Below are 14,960 nucleotides of genomic sequence, written 5' to 3' on the forward strand. Positions count from 1 at the left end.
GCTGTGGCAACGCTCCTTCGAGTTCACTGAGGAGTGTTCATGCTAACCCAGGAAGAGGATCAGCAGCTTGTTGAGCGCGTACAGCGCGGCGACAGGCGAGCGTTCGATCTGTTGGTGCTGAAGTATCAGCACAAGATTCTCGGGTTGATCGTGCGTTTCGTACACGACACCCATGAAGCCCAGGATGTGGCGCAGGAAGCCTTTATCAAGGCGTACCGAGCGCTTGGAAATTTTCGCGGAGACAGTGCGTTTTATACCTGGCTGTACCGCATCGCCATCAACACGGCGAAAAACTATCTGGTGTCCCGTGGTAGACGGCCCCCAGACAGCGATGTGAGCTCCGAGGATGCGGAGTTTTACGACGGCGATCATGGTCTCAAGGATCTCGAGTCCCCAGAGCGCTCGTTGTTGCGGGATGAAATCGAAGGCACCGTCCATCGCACCATCCAGCAACTGCCAGAAGATCTACGCACTGCACTAACTTTGCGTGAATTTGATGGTCTGAGTTACGAGGACATTGCGAGCGTCATGCAATGTCCGGTGGGTACCGTGCGCTCTCGAATCTTCCGCGCTCGGGAGGCCATTGATAAAGCCCTGCAGCCGTTGTTGCAGGAATCCTGAGACAGCGGCGACAGCCAAGAGAGGAACCGCCATGAGTCGTGAAGCTTTGCAGGAATCGCTGTCCGCGGTGATGGATAACGAAGCGGACGAATTGGAATTGCGTCGGGTGCTCAGCGCCGTCGATGACGCAGACACCCGTGCCACCTGGTCGCGTTATCAGGTTGCCCGCGCAGCGATGCACAAGGAACTGCTGCTGCCGAAGCTGGATATCGCCTCGGCGGTATCTGCAGCACTGGCCGATGAAGCCGTGCCGGCCAAGGTCAAGCAAGGTCCATGGCGTAGCATTGGCCGTCTGGCCGTGGCTGCCTCGGTGACCGTTGCGGTGCTGGCAGGTGTACGCCTGTACAACCAAGACGAAATCACCGGTAGCGAGTTGGCTTCCCAGCAACCGGCACAGCAAGGTCTGAGCATGCCGCAAACACAAGGCCCGGCTGTATTGGCAGGCTATAGTGAAAGCAGTGAGCAACCGACCGGGCCAATGGCCAACGGTGTGCTGCAGAATCAGGCTGGCTGGGATCAGCGTCTGCCAGGCTACCTGCGCCAGCACGCCCAGGAATCTGCGCTCAAGGGCACTGAAACCGCCCTGCCATACGCCCGCGCTGCCAGCCTGGAAAACCGCTAGTAAGGAGGATCATGCGCGCGCTACCTCTCCTGTCGCTGCTACTAGGCAGCTGCATGACGGTGCCAGCGTTGGCAGCCAACTCCTCGCCTGAGGCGAGTGAGTGGTTGAACAAGCTGGCACGAGCCGAGCAAGTACAGAGTTACCAGGGTTCCTTCGTTTACGAACGTAACGGCAGCTTCTCTTCCCACGATATCTGGCACCGTGTGCACAATGGCAGGGTCAGCGAGCGGCTATTGCAGCTCGATGGCGCGGCCCAGGAAATCGTGCGTGTCGATGGCAAGGTGCAGTGCGTTAGTGGAGCTCTGGCCAGCGGGGTGGCAGCGCCACCTGACTCTGCGCCGCGCATGCTCGATCCGCTCAAGCTGATGAGTTGGTACGACTTGAGGCTTGCGGGTGAATCCCGGGTCGCTGATCGCGATGCGGTAATCGTCACACTCACTCCACGCGACCAGCATCGTTACGCCTTCGAATTACATCTGGACCGTGAGACTGGATTGCCCCTGCGCTCGTTGATGCTCAACGACAAGGGCCAGTTGCTCGAGCGCTTCCAGATGACCCGTTTGGATACCACCGCCCCAAGCGATCAAGAGCTACATGCCAGTGCCTCGTGCAAGCCTGTCCAGCCGGTTGCCTCGGCGCCTGGCGGATCCAAGGTGGCCTGGCGCTCGGACTGGTTGCCGCCAGGCTTCGAACTGATCAACAGCTCCAGTCGCCGCGACGCTTCGCGCAACAGTACGGTCAGCAGCTTGATGTATGACGACGGTCTGGCGCGCTTCTCAGTGTTCCTGGAACCGGTCAAGGGTAGCTCGGGCAACGATATCCGAACCCAGCTAGGCCCAACCGTGGCCGTTTCGCGCCAACTCAATACGCCCAATGGCAAAGTCATGGTGACCGTGGTTGGAGAGATTCCTTTGGGTACCGCCGAACGTGTGGCATTGTCCATGCGGGCGCAGGATGCTCAGGCGCGTCAGTAATGACCTTAAGCGCCCTTTCATCAGCCCCGAAATCACGGGGCTGAAATGAAATTAAAGCATTGTCATTTGCAATCCCCTCGTAAATTTTCTATAGGTCAGACTTCTTGAGGGTCTGGCCTTGCCTGCGTCAGCAGGGGTCTTACTGCTAACTACGCTCGTTGTGACGGGAGCCGTATGTCAATACCACGCTTGAAATCCTATCTGTCGATGTTCGCCGCCGTGCTCATGCTCGGTCAGGTGCTCAGCGCTCAGGCCGAAGAAGCCCTGCCGGACTTCACTACCCTGGTGGAGCAGGCCTCACCGGCCGTGGTCAACATCAGTACCAAACAGAAGCTGCCAGACCGCCTCGCTGCCGGGACCATGCCCGACCTCGAAGGCCTGCCACCGATGTTCCGCGAGTTCTTCGAACGCAATATGCCGCAACAGCCGCGTTCGCCGCGTGGCGACCGCCAGCGTGAAGCACAGTCGCTCGGCTCGGGCTTCATCATTTCCAGCGATGGCTACGTGCTGACCAATAACCATGTCGTGGCCGACGCCGACGAAATCATCGTGCGCCTGTCCGATCGCAGCGAGCTGCAGGCCAAGCTGGTCGGCACCGACCCGCGTACTGACGTGGCCCTGCTCAAGGTCGAAGGCAAAAACCTGCCAACGGTAAAACTGGGCGACTCCGAGAAGCTCAAGGTCGGGGAGTGGGTGCTGGCCATCGGTTCGCCGTTTGGCTTCGATCATTCGGTGACCAAAGGGATCGTCAGCGCCAAGGGTCGTACCCTGCCTAACGACACCTATGTGCCGTTCATCCAGACGGACGTGGCGATCAACCCGGGTAACTCCGGTGGCCCGCTGTTCAACATGAAAGGTGAAGTCGTCGGCATCAACTCGCAGATCTTCACCCGCTCCGGTGGCTTCATGGGCCTGTCTTTCGCTATCCCGATCGACGTGGCGCTGGATGTCTCCAACCAGTTGAAAAAGGACGGCAAGGTCAACCGCGGCTGGCTCGGCGTGGTGATCCAGGAGGTCAACAAAGACCTGGCTGAATCGTTCGGCCTCGACAAGCCTGCCGGTGCCTTGGTCGCTCAGGTTCTGGAAGACGGCCCGGCTGCCAAAGGTGGCCTGCAGGTCGGTGATGTGATCCTCAGCATGAATGGTCAGCCCATCGTCATGTCGGCCGATCTGCCGCACCTGGTCGGCAGCCTCAAGGACGGCGCCAAGGCCAAGCTTGAGATTATCCGCAACGGCAAGCGGCAGAACCTTGATGTCACCGTCGGCGCACTGCCGGAAGATGATGCCGATATCGCTACCGGTGCCCAAGGCGGCGCCGAGCGCAGCAGCAACCGTCTGGGTGTCTCGGTGACTGACCTGACCGCCGAGCAGAAAAAATCGCTTGAGCTCAAGGGTGGTGTGGTCATCAAGGAAGTCCAGGATGGCCCTGCGGCGCTGATCGGCCTGCGTCCGGGTGACGTCATCAGTCACTTGAACAACCAGGCGATCAGCAACGCCAAGGAGTTCACCGAGATTGCCAAGGGCCTGCCGAAGAACCGTTCGGTGTCGATGCGCGTTCTGCGTCAGGGGCGCGCCAGCTTCATCACCTTCAAACTGGCTGAATAATCCGGTAACAAGGTAGGAAAGGGCAGCTTCGGCTGCCCTTTTTCGTCACTGATTGAAAGTTTCATGCACCGTGGGAGCGGGCTTGCCCGGGGATTGCGAGCGACCAAGCCCCCCTATCTACTTGATCAGCCAGCAATCGCGGGGGGCAAGCCCGCTCCCACGCCTCAGCACGTAGATGCCATGACTGCCGATCAGGAATCTCCCATAAGCCATCGGCTTAAGGTACAATTCCCGGCTATTTTTCGGCGGGCGTCCGGCTCGCAGCCTTTTCCGAGTGTTGACCCGTGAGTGATTTGAGTCATATCCGCAATTTCTCCATCATCGCCCACATCGACCATGGCAAGTCGACGCTGGCCGACCGTTTCATCCAGATGTGCGGTGGCCTGTCGGCGCGCGAAATGGAAGCCCAGGTCCTGGATTCCATGGACCTGGAGCGCGAGCGCGGTATTACCATCAAGGCCCACAGCGTCACGCTGCATTACAAGGCCCAGGACGGCAAGACCTACCAGCTGAACTTCATCGACACCCCCGGCCACGTCGACTTCACCTACGAAGTCAGCCGTTCGCTGGCCGCCTGTGAGGGCGCGCTGCTGGTGGTGGACGCCGGTCAAGGTGTCGAAGCGCAGTCGGTCGCCAACTGCTACACCGCCATCGAGCAAGGCCTGGAAGTCATGCCAGTGCTGAACAAGATGGACCTGCCCCAAGCCGACCCGGACCGCGTCAAGGACGAGATCGAGAAGATCATCGGCATCGACGCTACCGATGCCGTGGCTTGCAGCGCCAAGAGCGGCATGGGCGTCGACGAAGTGCTCGAGCGCCTGGTACAGACCATTCCCGCACCCGAAGGCGATATCGACGCGCCCCTGCAGGCGCTGATCATCGACTCCTGGTTCGACAACTACCTTGGGGTCGTGTCGCTGGTGCGTGTGCGCCATGGCCGGGTGAAGAAGGGCGACAAGATTCTGGTCAAGTCCACCGGCAAGGTGCACCTGGTCGACAGCGTCGGTGTATTCACCCCCAAGCACACCCAGACCGCAGACCTCAAGGCCGGCGAAGTAGGCTTCATCATCGCCAGCATCAAAGACATTCATGGTGCACCGGTCGGTGACACCCTGACCCTGTCCTCGACCCCTGAGGTCGAAGTGCTGCCAGGCTTCAAGAAGATCCAACCACAGGTATATGCCGGCCTGTTCCCGGTCAGTTCCGACGATTTCGAGGATTTCCGCGACGCGTTGCAGAAACTGACCCTGAACGACTCGTCGCTGCAATACCTGCCGGAAAGCTCCGACGCACTGGGCTTCGGCTTCCGTTGCGGCTTCCTCGGCATGCTGCACATGGAAATCATCCAGGAGCGCCTGGAGCGCGAATACGACCTTGACCTGATCACCACCGCGCCAAGCGTAATCTTCGAGGTCAAGCTCAAGACCGGCGAAACCATCTACGTCGACAACCCGTCCAAGCTGCCGGACGTGTCGTCGGTCGAAGATTTCCGCGAGCCGATCGTGCAGGCCAACATCCTCGTGCCGCAAGAGCACCTGGGTAACGTCATCACCCTGTGCATCGAGAAGCGTGGCGTGCAGCGCGACATGCAGTTCCTCGGCTCGCAGGTGCAGGTGCGTTATGACCTGCCGATGAACGAGGTGGTGCTGGACTTCTTCGACCGCCTGAAGTCGACCAGCCGCGGTTATGCCTCGCTGGACTATCATTTCGATCGCTACCAGTCGGCCAACCTGGTCAAACTGGACGTGCTGATCAACGGCGACAAGGTCGACGCCCTGGCACTGATCGTGCACCGCGATAACGCGCACTACAAAGGTCGTGCGTTGACCGAGAAGATGAAGGAACTGATTCCTCGGCAGATGTTCGACGTTGCGATCCAGGCCGCCATTGGCGGGCAGATCGTTGCGCGTACCACTGTCAAGGCGCTCAGAAAGAACGTACTGGCCAAGTGTTACGGTGGTGACGTTAGCCGTAAACGCAAGCTGCTGGAGAAGCAGAAGGCCGGTAAGAAACGCATGAAACAGGTGGGCAATGTGGAGATTCCACAAGAGGCCTTCCTCGCCGTGCTCAGGTTGGATAGCTAGGTCCTATGTCGCTAAATTTCCCGCTGTTGCTCGTCATCGCCGTCGCAGTCTGTGGCTTGTTGGGTCTGATCGACCTGCTGTTCCTGGCCCCGCGCCGGCGCGCAGCGATCGCCAACTACCAGGGCAGCGTCACTCAGCCCGAAATGGCTGTGGTCGAGAAGCTGAACAAGGAGCCGTTGCTGGTCGAGTACGGCAAGTCGTTCTTCCCGGTGCTGTTCATCGTGCTGGTACTGCGCTCGTTTCTGGTCGAGCCGTTCCAGATCCCTTCCGGGTCGATGAAACCGACCCTGGAAGTCGGCGACTTCATCCTGGTGAACAAGTTCTCCTACGGCATTCGGCTGCCGGTGATCGATAAAAAGGTCATCGATGTGGGTGATCCGCAGCGCGGGGACGTGATGGTGTTCCGCTATCCAAGCGACCCGAACGTCAACTACATCAAGCGGGTGGTCGGCCTGCCGGGCGACCAGATCCGCTATACCAGCGACAAGCGTTTGTATGTCAACGGTCAGCCGGTCGCCGAGCAGTTGGTCGGTACCGAGCCAGGCACCTTGGGCAGCGCTGAGCTGTACAAGGAGAAGCTGGGCGAGACTGAGCACCTGATCCGCAAGGAGATGAGCCGCTATCGCATGCCGCCGGACCAGCAATGGACCGTGCCGGCTGGCCATTACTTCATGATGGGCGACAACCGCGACAACTCCAACGACAGCCGTTACTGGGATGACCCGAACATCCCTAAAGAACTGCACGGCATGGTCCCGGACCGCAACATCGTCGGCAAGGCTTTCGCGGTCTGGATGAGCTGGCCAGAGCCCAAGCTCAGCCATATGCCCAACCTGTCGCGGGTCGGCCTGATCCATTGATACCCATCGGCGTTGTCTGACAGACAGCGCCGAATGCTTTTCTGACATAGGCTGTGTTCTCAGGGATCGGGAGATTTCGCCACCTGAACAGGGGCGATCCACAGCAAAACAGTCTTTCAGGATGTTGATTTGAACAACGCGTTGAATAACCCACGGGTGGCCGCATGAGTGCTCCCCTTGAACGCCTGGAGCGCAAGCTCGGCTACACCTTCAAGAACAAGGACCAGATGCTCCTGGCCCTGAGCCATCGCAGCTACGCCGGGCGCAATAACGAGCGTCTGGAGTTCCTCGGCGATGCCATTCTCAACTTCGTCGCTGGCGAAGCGCTGTTCGAGCGCTTCCCCCAAGCGCGCGAAGGCCAGCTGTCGCGCCTGCGCGCACGCCTGGTCAAGGGCGAAACCCTGGCGCGTCTGGCCCGTGGCTTTGACCTGGGTGAATACTTGCGCCTGGGTTCGGGCGAGCTCAAGAGCGGCGGTTTTCGCCGCGAATCGATCCTCGCCGATGCCCTCGAAGCGCTGATCGGCGCCATTTATCTGGACGCCGACATGGAGACTGCGCGCGAGCGCATCCTGGCCTGGCTGACCGATGAATTCGAGAGCCTGACGCTGGTCGACACCAACAAAGACCCCAAGACCCGCCTGCAGGAGTTCCTGCAGTCGCGGGCCTGTGAGTTGCCACGTTACGAAGTGGTCGACATCCAGGGCGAACCTCACTGCCGCACCTTCTTCGTCGAATGCGAAGTGGTGCTGCTGAACAACAAGAGCCGTGGCCAGGGCGTTAGCCGGCGTATCGCCGAGCAAGTCGCCGCGGCTTCTGCATTGATCGCCCTGGGCGTGGAGAATGGCAATGACTGAGAACAACCCAACCCGCTGCGGTTACGTAGCCATCGTGGGTCGCCCCAACGTGGGCAAGTCGACCTTGCTCAACCACATCCTCGGGCAAAAGCTGGCGATCACCTCGCGCAAGCCGCAGACCACCCGGCACAACATGCTCGGGATCAAGACCGAAGGTGATGTGCAGGCGATCTACGTCGACACCCCCGGCATGCACAAGGCCAACGACAAAGCGCTCAACCGCTACATGAACCGCACCGCTTCGGCCGCCCTCAAGGACGTCGACGTGGTGATCTTCGTGGTCGACCGTACCCGCTGGACCGAAGAAGACCAGCTGGTGCTCGAGCGGGTGCAGTACGTGACCGGCCCGCTCATCCTGGCCGTCAACAAGACCGACCGGATGGACGAGAAGGCCGAGCTGATCCCGCACCTGAAATGGCTGCAGGAGCAGTTGCCGAACGCCGAGATCGTGCCAATCTCCGCGCAGCAGGGGCACAACCTCGAATCGCTCGAGGCGCTGATCGCCAAGCACCTGCCGGAAAACGAGCACTTCTTCCCGGAAGACCAGATCACCGACCGCAGCAGCCGCTTCCTCGCCGCGGAGCTGGTGCGCGAGAAGATCATGCGCCAGCTCGGTGCCGAGCTGCCGTACCAGATCACCGTCGAGATCGAAGAGTTCAAGCAGCAGGGCCATGTGCTGCACATCCATGCATTGATCCTGGTCGAGCGAGATGGCCAGAAGAAGATCATCATTGGCGACAAGGGCGAGCGCATCAAGCGCATCGGCTCTGACGCGCGCAAGGACATGGAAACCCTGTTCGACGCCAAGGTCATGCTCAACCTGTGGGTCAAGGTCAAAGGCGGCTGGTCCGATGACGAACGCGCCCTGCGTTCGCTGGGCTACGGCGACCTGTAAGCCTTACGCTCCGCCTTTGCTCCTGTGGGAGCGGGCTTGCCCCGCGATGGCGATCGTAGGGCAAGCCCGCTCCCACAGTTATTTCTGACATCGAGTGCTCTGTGATGGAACAACCCGCCGCCCAGCCGGCCTTCGTGCTCCACAGCCGCGCCTACAAGGAAACCAGTGCGCTGGTGGACTTGCTCACCCCCCAGGGGCGGGTGCGAGCGGTGCTGCGCCGGGCGCGGGGCAAGGGTGGCAGCCTGGTGCGCTGTTTCGTGCCGCTTGAAGTCGAGCTGCGCGGGCGCGGCGAGCTGAAGAACGTCGGCCGTCTGGACAGCGTGGGGATTGCCGCCTGGCTGCATGGCGACGCCTTGTTCAGCGGTTTGTACCTCAATGAGTTGCTGATGCGCCTGCTGCCTGCTGAAGCGCCTCATCCGGCGCTATTCGAGCATTACGCATTGACCTTGCAGGCGCTCGGCGAAGGCCGGCCCTTGGAGCCGCTGCTGCGCGCCTTCGAATGGCGCCTGCTCGACGAGCTGGGCTACGCCTTTGCGCTGGATCACGACATCAACGACATCCCGATTGCCGTCGAAGGCCTGTATCGCTTGCAAGTGGACGCAGGCCTTGAGCGCGTCGAGCTGCTGCAGCCCGGATTATTCAAGGGTGACGAGCTGCTGGCCCTGGCGCAAGCGAACTGGGAAGCCCCCGGCGCACTGCTGGCCGCCAAGCGCTTGATGCGCCAGGCGCTGGCGGTCCACCTGGGGCCAAAGCCGCTGGTCAGTCGGGAACTGTTTCGCAAGCGCTAAGCACGTCGTATGCTGTGTGGCTAAATCTTCAGGAGAGCCTTTCGTGACTCACAGCAACCGCATGCTTCTTGGCGTCAACATCGACCACGTGGCGACCCTGCGCCAGGCCCGCGGCACCCGCTACCCAGACCCGGTCAAGGCTGCCCTGGATGCCGAGGAGGCAGGTGCCGACGGCATCACCGTACACCTGCGCGAAGACCGCCGGCATATCCAGGAGCGCGATGTGCTGGTACTCAAGGACGTGCTGCAAACGCGCATGAACTTCGAGATGGGCGTCACTGAAGAGATGATGCTGTTCGCCGAAAAAATCCGCCCGGCGCATATCTGCCTGGTCCCCGAAACCCGTCAGGAACTGACCACTGAAGGTGGCCTGGACGTGGCTGGGCAAGAAGCGCGGATCAAGGCAGCAGTTGAGCGCCTGTCGCGTACTGGCGCTGAAGTCTCGCTGTTCATCGACGCCGATGAGCGCCAGATCGAAGCCTCGCGTCGTGTCGGCGCGCCTGCGATCGAGTTGCACACCGGCCGCTATGCTGACGCCCAAACCCCGACCGAAGTGGCTGAAGAGCTCAAGCGCATCGTCGATGGCGTGGCCTTTGGCGTGGGCAAGGGCCTGATCGTCAACGCCGGTCACGGCCTGCATTACCACAACGTTGAAGCGGTGGCGGCGATCAAGGGCATCAACGAGTTGAACATTGGTCATGCGCTGGTCGCACATGCGCTGTTCGTTGGCTTCAAGGCGGCGGTAGCGGAGATGAAAGCGCTGATTGTCCAGGCATCGCGCTAAGCAAGCCTAGGCGCGATCGCCTTAGCTGATCGCGGGGCCCGCCCCGCGATTCATTCTGCGCGAAACAGCAAAGTAAACCGGGTTGGCCCTTCCGGCCGGCTACTCACCTCGACCCTGCCGCCGTGCAAGTGCATGATCGACTGCACGATCGCCAGCCCCAGTCCGGTACCACCTTCGAGCCGCGAACGCCCGCATCCAGCCCTGTAGAAGCGTTCGAACAGCTGTGGCTGGTGTGCCTGGGCGATCCCTGGTCCCTGGTTCTCCACCCACACCCAGGCATGCTCAGCATGCCGGCCAATGCCTACCGTCACGCGCTGCCCTTCAGGGCTATGCCTGATGGCATTGCTCAACAGATTCGACAGCGCCCGCTGGAACATCAACCGGTCGGCCAGCGCCGTGCCCCAACCTTGCAGCTTCAGCTCGATATCCTTGAGCTCAGCGCTGAACGCGAACAGCTCGCCGACCCGCTCGGCCTCTTCGGCCAATGCCAAGGGTTTGAGCACGACCTGCGCCTGCGGTTGGCTGACTTGGGCGAGGAACAGCATGTCGTTGATGATGCGGTTGAGCCGGGTCAGCTCCTCGATACTGTCTTCCAGGACCTCGCGATAGTTCTCGCTGTCACGCTCACGAGCCAGGGTGACCTGGGCCTTGCCCATCAGGTTGCTCAAGGGCGTGCGCAGCTCATGGGCGAGGTCATCGGAGAACTGCGACAGCTGCCGCACGCCTTGATCCAGGCGATCGAGCATCACGTTGATGGCACCGGCAAGCTCCGCCAGTTCAAACGGCAAGCCGCTGTCGGGCAGGCGGTGAGTGAGGTCCTGAGCCGACACCTGACCGGCCACCCGCCGAAAGTGACGCAGCGGCTTGAGGCCGCGTTGCACCAGCTTCCAGGCGCCAATGCCGATCAGCACCAGCAGCAAGGGCAGGGCCAGCAGTGTCGAGTGCAGGTAGGCTTGCAGCAGGCTGTTATCGTCGTCGCGGTTGAGCGACATCATCACCCGCACCGGCGTGTCATCGCGCAGGCGCATCAAGCGGGTGGCAGTGAGGATCTGGTTGCCGGCGCTGTCTTGCCACTGCGCGAAGGCCAGCGTCGCGCCGGTCTGCAGTTCGCGGAGCGCCTGTGACTCCAGCGCTGGGCCAAGGCTGAGCAGCGGCGGGTGCCGGCCGTTGAGTGCCAGGACATTGAGGCTGAGGTTGTCATGGCCCATGACCAGATCGAGCAGCGGATGGGCGCGAGTGGCCAAGTCACCGCTGCGCAGATCGACCCGCAAGTTGTGCTCGACCTGGAGCATCTTGCGCGCCAGGTCCTTGCGGGCACGGCTATCGAGTTCATGATCGAGGGCGAACACTGCCAGGCAGGCCAGCAGCAGGACCAGGGTGGCGCCCATCAGGGTTACGCTCAGGCCCAGCCGTAGCGACAGGCTGGCAGGCTTCAAGGACGCGCCTCGAGCACGTAGCCAACGCCGCGCAAGGTATGGATCAGCTTGTCTTCGAACGGATCGTCGATCTTCGCCCGCAAGCGGCGGATGGAGACCTCGACCACGTTGGTATCGCAATCGAAGTTCATGTCCCACACCAACGAGATGATCTGCGTGCGCGACAGCACTTCGCCGCTTTGACGCATCAACAGGTGCAGCAGGGCGAATTCCTTGGCGGTCAGGTCGATGCGCTTGCCGCCGCGCCAGGCACGATGACGGCCTGGGTCGAGCTCCAGGTCAGCGACGCGCAGGGTGCTCGGTTGTAGCTGTTGGTCGTTGCGCCGCAGCAGGCTGCGGATTCGCGCCAGTAGCTCGGGGAATTCGAACGGCTTGAGCAGGTAGTCGTCGGCACCCAGGTCCAGGCCTTTGACCCGGTCGGCCAGGCGACCATGGGCGGTGAGCATCATGATTCGCGTGGCTGAGTCGGCGCGCAGGCGCTGCAATACGCTCCAGCCGTCCAGCTCGGGCAGGTTGACGTCGAGGATCACCAGGTCATATGCCTGCTGGCGGGCCAGGTGCAGGCCGTCGATGCCGGTGTGGGCGCAGTCGACCACGTAGCCGTTCTCGCGCAGGCCTTGCTGCAGGTAGTCGGCGGTGCGCAGTTCGTCTTCGATGATCAGTAGACGCATGATCGGGCTCGGTCAGGTGAAGGGCGGCGATTCTCGACCCTGAAGTGGGATGAGGGTCAAGCGGGGCAATGTTACGGCATGCGAAGCGGTGTTTTGCCTGGATTACAGATTTGTAATGTGCCAGCCATTTCCCTGACAGTCAGGGCCCAAACGTGGCACAAACCCGCGCTTACAGACGCGATAGGGTGAACCAACCGCCCCGCAAGCCAGCCTTGCAAGACTGTAATGTGCGCCTCACCTTGGCGTTAGCTGCCGCCCTCTAGGATGGCCTCATCTGAACCCTTATGAGGCAAATCACCATGAACCTGACCAAGTACCTGTTTCTGGCACTGCTCACTCTGGGCAGCACCACGGCCTTGGCCGAAGGCGGCGCGGAGCGTTCGCGGCAGTTCTGGGAGGCATTCCGCCAAGACCAGGAGCGCTTGCATGGCAAGCAGGACCAGGCCGTGGCCGAGCGTGAGCGTAAGCAAGCGGAAAAGGCCCGTGAAGTAGCCAAGGACTAGTTTCACCCAGCCGCCTGGCGTTGCTCCTGCCAGGCGGTGTCGTTAGGCGCCCCTTGCCGGGCGCCTGTTTTATTTGCGCGCCAGGATGGTCGCGCGGCGAGGTGCCGGCAGGCCTTCGATGGTCTTGCTGTGGTCGTCCGGGTCGAGGAAGTCGCCCAGCGATTGGTAGCGCATCCAGTCGGTGCTGCGTTGCTCTTCGACGCTGGTGACGCTGACGTCGACGCAGCGTACGTCACTGAAGCCTGCGCGGCGCAACCAACGTTCCAATGCCGGCACCGAAGGCAGGAACCAGACGTTACGCATCTGCGCATAGCGATCTTCCGGGACCAGCACCTGATGCTCGTCACCTTCGATCACCAAGGTTTCCAGCACCAGTTCGCCGCCCTTGACCAGGCAGTCCTTGAGCGCCAGCAGGTGCTCGATCGGCGAGCGCCGGTGATAGAACACGCCCATCGAGAACACGGTGTCGAAGCCTTCGAGGTTGGCTGGCAACTCTTCCAGGGCGAACGGCAAGTGCCAGGCTGGCAGCTCTGGCAGGTACTTTTGCACCGCCTGGAACTGGCAGAAGAACAACCAGTTGGGGTCGACGCCGATGACCATGTCAGCGCCGGCACCGAGCATGCGCCACTGGTAGTAGCCATTGCCACAGCCGACATCCAGTACGCGCTTGCCGTTCAGGTCCAGGTGCGGAGCGACCCGCGACCATTTCCAGTCCGAGTGCCATTCGGTGTCGACATGCACGCCGAACAGATCGAACGGCCCTTTGCGCCAAGGCGACAAGCCCATCAGCGCCTGGCGCATCTGCGCGCGGCTGGCCTCATCGCAGTCGCTGTCCAGGCGCAGGCCATTGACCAGATCGATCTGGCTCGGTTGCAGGTCGGGCAAGGTGTCCAAGGCGCCGCGCCAGCGTTCGAGGTCACCGTGGCCTTTTTCCAGTTTGCTTTGCAGCTGCGCTTGCAGGCCTTGCGACCAGTTAGCCAGGGGGGTGCCCGCCAGGCGGCGGACGAGGGGAGACAGATCGATCATGGCAGGGCTATCAGTGAGGCAAAGTTAAGGCATTGGAACCACGGCACCACCTTGGAGAAACCGGCAGCGCGCAGGCGCTGTTCATGGGTTTCAAGCGTGTCGGGGCGCATGACGTTTTCGATGGCGCTGCGCTTCTGGGCAATTTCCAGTTCGCTGTAGCCATTGGCGCGCTTGAAGTCCACATGCAGCTCGGCAAGCAACGCCTGCTCCTGCTCATCGGCGAAGCACAGCTTTTCCGAGAGGATCAGCGCACCGCCCGGCAGCAACGCCTGGCGGATGCGTGTGAGCAGCTCGAGGCGTTGCTCGGGGGCGATGAATTGCAGGGTGAAGTTCATCGCCACTACCGAGGCTGGCTCGAAGGGCAGGGCAAGAATGTCCGCCTCCAGCACCTGTACCGGCAGCAGCTCCTGGAACATCGAGTCTTGTGCGGTGAGGTACTGGCGGCAACGCTCGACCATCGCTGCGGAGTTGTCCACCGCGATCACCCGGCAACCGTCACTGCGCACATGACGGCGCAAGGATTGCGTCACCGCGCCGAGCGAGGCGCCCAGGTCATACAGCGCGGTATTGGGCTGGGCGAAGCGTGCGGCCAGCACGCCAAGGTTCTCGACGATGGTCGGGTAACCTGGCACCGAGCGCTTGATCATGTCCGGGAACACCCGCACCACGTCTTCGTTGAACACGAAGTCGGGTACCTGCTCAAGAGGCTCGGCGAATAGGCGGTCGGGTTGTTTGCTCACGTAAGGTCCAGGGTGCTGGCTGGGTAAAGGGCCAGCATTTTAGCCAAACTGCGCCAAGGATGCATGAATGGCTGACCAGCGCTGCGTGTTTAATTCACCTTGATCTCGCAATCGAAGGTCTGTACCGGGCGCACCTCCGGAGCCCAGGGCTGCTGGTAGACCAGGATCAGGTGGCCATCGCCGGGGGCTTTGGCCTGGAAACGCCAGGTCGAGACGCCTGCACTACCGACCAGCCCGGCCTGCTCGGGTTGGGTGTAGACCTCTGCGCCGATCGGCCGAAGGATGTTGGTGGCCGGGTTTTGCACCAGCCAGCGGTAGCCGGTGGTGGGGTTGCTTGGCAGGCTCAGGGTCAGGTTCTGGCCTGTTTGCAGGCGTATCGGGCATTCGTTTTCTGCGCCCAGCTCGACGGTTTGGCGCGACTGGTGGCTACAGGCGGCAAGCAGGGTGAGGCTCAGGGGAACGAGCAGACGGAGTGCAGTCATGTTGGCTCCAAAGGG

16 protein-coding genes are annotated in these 14,960 nt (G+C 61.6%); 11 read left to right on the forward strand and 5 right to left on the reverse strand.

The window, feature by feature from the left end; translation table 11 throughout:
* Positions 1 to 39: 39 nt before the first annotated feature.
* The 10 genes from rpoE to pdxJ all read left to right on the forward strand — a co-directional run bounded on the left by rpoE (position 40) and on the right by pdxJ (position 10,087).
* Positions 40 to 621, forward strand: coding sequence for an RNA polymerase sigma factor RpoE (gene rpoE / locus OIU19_RS18810; RefSeq protein ID WP_011535354.1), 582 nt, complete (start codon positions 40 to 42; stop codon positions 619 to 621).
* 31 nt (positions 622 to 652) lie between these two features.
* Positions 653 to 1,243: a sigma-E factor negative regulatory protein gene (locus OIU19_RS18815; protein ID WP_264236289.1), complete on the forward strand. Its 591-nt coding sequence runs from the start codon at positions 653 to 655 to the stop codon at positions 1,241 to 1,243.
* A gap of 11 nt (positions 1,244 to 1,254) precedes the next feature.
* Complete coding sequence (locus OIU19_RS18820) at positions 1,255 to 2,217, forward strand: MucB/RseB C-terminal domain-containing protein (protein ID WP_264236290.1); 963 nt, start codon at positions 1,255 to 1,257, stop codon at positions 2,215 to 2,217.
* Between the two features lie 207 nt (positions 2,218 to 2,424).
* A complete protein-coding gene (locus OIU19_RS18825) occupies positions 2,425 to 3,822 on the forward strand; it encodes a DegQ family serine endoprotease (RefSeq protein WP_372353332.1) in 1,398 nt (465 codons plus the stop codon).
* A gap of 284 nt (positions 3,823 to 4,106) precedes the next feature.
* Positions 4,107 to 5,906, forward strand: coding sequence for a translation elongation factor 4 (gene lepA, locus OIU19_RS18830; protein WP_264236292.1), 1,800 nt, complete (start codon positions 4,107 to 4,109; stop codon positions 5,904 to 5,906).
* A 5-nt stretch (positions 5,907 to 5,911) separates the two neighbouring features.
* The gene (gene lepB, locus OIU19_RS18835; RefSeq protein WP_186556165.1) at positions 5,912 to 6,766 is read left to right on the forward strand and encodes a signal peptidase I; all 855 of its coding nucleotides are present in this window, start codon (positions 5,912 to 5,914) and stop codon (positions 6,764 to 6,766) included.
* Between the two features lie 164 nt (positions 6,767 to 6,930).
* Entirely contained in the window at positions 6,931 to 7,620 is a 690-nt protein-coding gene (gene rnc, locus OIU19_RS18840) for a ribonuclease III (protein WP_186556166.1), read from the forward strand.
* On the forward strand, positions 7,613 to 8,515 hold the full coding sequence (gene era, locus OIU19_RS18845; protein ID WP_264236294.1) for a GTPase Era: 903 nt from the start codon (positions 7,613 to 7,615) through the stop codon (positions 8,513 to 8,515). The genes rnc and era overlap by 8 nt, the downstream gene beginning before the upstream one ends.
* Before the next feature lie 104 nt (positions 8,516 to 8,619).
* On the forward strand, positions 8,620 to 9,303 hold the full coding sequence (gene recO / locus OIU19_RS18850; protein WP_264236295.1) for a DNA repair protein RecO: 684 nt from the start codon (positions 8,620 to 8,622) through the stop codon (positions 9,301 to 9,303).
* Positions 9,304 to 9,364: 61 nt separating this feature from the next.
* Complete coding sequence (pdxJ, locus tag OIU19_RS18855) at positions 9,365 to 10,087, forward strand: pyridoxine 5'-phosphate synthase (RefSeq protein WP_372353333.1); 723 nt, start codon at positions 9,365 to 9,367, stop codon at positions 10,085 to 10,087.
* Between the two features lie 50 nt (positions 10,088 to 10,137).
* Here pdxJ and OIU19_RS18860 read toward each other — a convergent pair whose 3' ends face one another.
* Both OIU19_RS18860 and OIU19_RS18865 read right to left on the reverse strand, forming a co-directional pair.
* Positions 10,138 to 11,523 (reverse strand): heavy metal sensor histidine kinase, encoded by a 1,386-nt coding sequence (locus OIU19_RS18860; RefSeq protein WP_264236297.1) that lies wholly within the window; start codon positions 11,521 to 11,523, stop codon positions 10,138 to 10,140.
* A complete protein-coding gene (locus tag OIU19_RS18865; RefSeq protein WP_264236298.1) occupies positions 11,520 to 12,194 on the reverse strand; it encodes a heavy metal response regulator transcription factor in 675 nt (224 codons plus the stop codon). Before OIU19_RS18865 ends, OIU19_RS18860 begins: the two co-directional genes overlap by 4 nt.
* 299 nt (positions 12,195 to 12,493) lie before the next feature.
* Between OIU19_RS18865 and OIU19_RS18870 the strand changes: the two genes are divergently transcribed.
* Positions 12,494 to 12,697 (forward strand): hypothetical protein, encoded by a 204-nt coding sequence (locus OIU19_RS18870; RefSeq protein WP_264236299.1) that lies wholly within the window; start codon positions 12,494 to 12,496, stop codon positions 12,695 to 12,697.
* A gap of 69 nt (positions 12,698 to 12,766) precedes the next feature.
* On the opposite strand, the gene cmoB is transcribed toward OIU19_RS18870, so the two are convergent.
* The 3 genes from cmoB to OIU19_RS18885 form a co-directional block, all read right to left on the reverse strand.
* The gene (cmoB, locus tag OIU19_RS18875) at positions 12,767 to 13,723 is read right to left on the reverse strand and encodes a tRNA 5-methoxyuridine(34)/uridine 5-oxyacetic acid(34) synthase CmoB (RefSeq protein WP_264236300.1); all 957 of its coding nucleotides are present in this window, start codon (positions 13,721 to 13,723) and stop codon (positions 12,767 to 12,769) included.
* Positions 13,720 to 14,463, reverse strand: coding sequence for a carboxy-S-adenosyl-L-methionine synthase CmoA (cmoA, locus tag OIU19_RS18880; protein ID WP_264236301.1), 744 nt, complete (start codon positions 14,461 to 14,463; stop codon positions 13,720 to 13,722). The genes cmoB and cmoA overlap by 4 nt, the downstream gene beginning before the upstream one ends.
* A gap of 89 nt (positions 14,464 to 14,552) precedes the next feature.
* Positions 14,553 to 14,945 carry a protease inhibitor I42 family protein gene (locus OIU19_RS18885; protein ID WP_264236302.1) on the reverse strand — a complete coding sequence of 131 codons (393 nt, stop codon included), beginning with the start codon at positions 14,943 to 14,945 and terminating at the stop codon, positions 14,553 to 14,555.
* Positions 14,946 to 14,960: the final 15 nt, after the last annotated feature.

This window comes from Pseudomonas sp. BT-42-2 (genome assembly GCF_025847435.2).
GTDB lineage: Bacteria > Pseudomonadota > Gammaproteobacteria > Pseudomonadales > Pseudomonadaceae > Aquipseudomonas > Aquipseudomonas urmiensis.

Bases quoted from the DNA above. Each gene is read 5' to 3' on its own strand.
- OIU19_RS18820 (WP_264236290.1), top strand. From the start codon at position 1,255: ATGCGCGCGCTACCTCTCCTGTCGCTGCTACTAGGCAGCTGCATGACG.
- OIU19_RS18885 (WP_264236302.1), bottom strand. From the start codon at position 14,945: ATGACTGCACTCCGTCTGCTCGTTCCCCTGAGCCTCACCCTGCTTGCC.
- lepB (WP_186556165.1), top strand. From the start codon at position 5,912: ATGTCGCTAAATTTCCCGCTGTTGCTCGTCATCGCCGTCGCAGTCTGT.
- OIU19_RS18825 (WP_372353332.1), top strand. From the start codon at position 2,425: ATGTTCGCCGCCGTGCTCATGCTCGGTCAGGTGCTCAGCGCTCAGGCC.
- OIU19_RS18815 (WP_264236289.1), top strand. From the start codon at position 653: ATGAGTCGTGAAGCTTTGCAGGAATCGCTGTCCGCGGTGATGGATAAC.
- era (WP_264236294.1), top strand. From the start codon at position 7,613: ATGACTGAGAACAACCCAACCCGCTGCGGTTACGTAGCCATCGTGGGT.
- cmoB (WP_264236300.1), bottom strand. From the start codon at position 13,723: ATGATCGATCTGTCTCCCCTCGTCCGCCGCCTGGCGGGCACCCCCCTG.
- pdxJ (WP_372353333.1), top strand. From the start codon at position 9,365: ATGCTTCTTGGCGTCAACATCGACCACGTGGCGACCCTGCGCCAGGCC.
- rpoE (WP_011535354.1), top strand. From the start codon at position 40: ATGCTAACCCAGGAAGAGGATCAGCAGCTTGTTGAGCGCGTACAGCGC.
- OIU19_RS18870 (WP_264236299.1), top strand. From the start codon at position 12,494: ATGAACCTGACCAAGTACCTGTTTCTGGCACTGCTCACTCTGGGCAGC.
- OIU19_RS18865 (WP_264236298.1), bottom strand. From the start codon at position 12,194: ATGCGTCTACTGATCATCGAAGACGAACTGCGCACCGCCGACTACCTG.
- rnc (WP_186556166.1), top strand. From the start codon at position 6,931: ATGAGTGCTCCCCTTGAACGCCTGGAGCGCAAGCTCGGCTACACCTTC.
- recO (WP_264236295.1), top strand. From the start codon at position 8,620: ATGGAACAACCCGCCGCCCAGCCGGCCTTCGTGCTCCACAGCCGCGCC.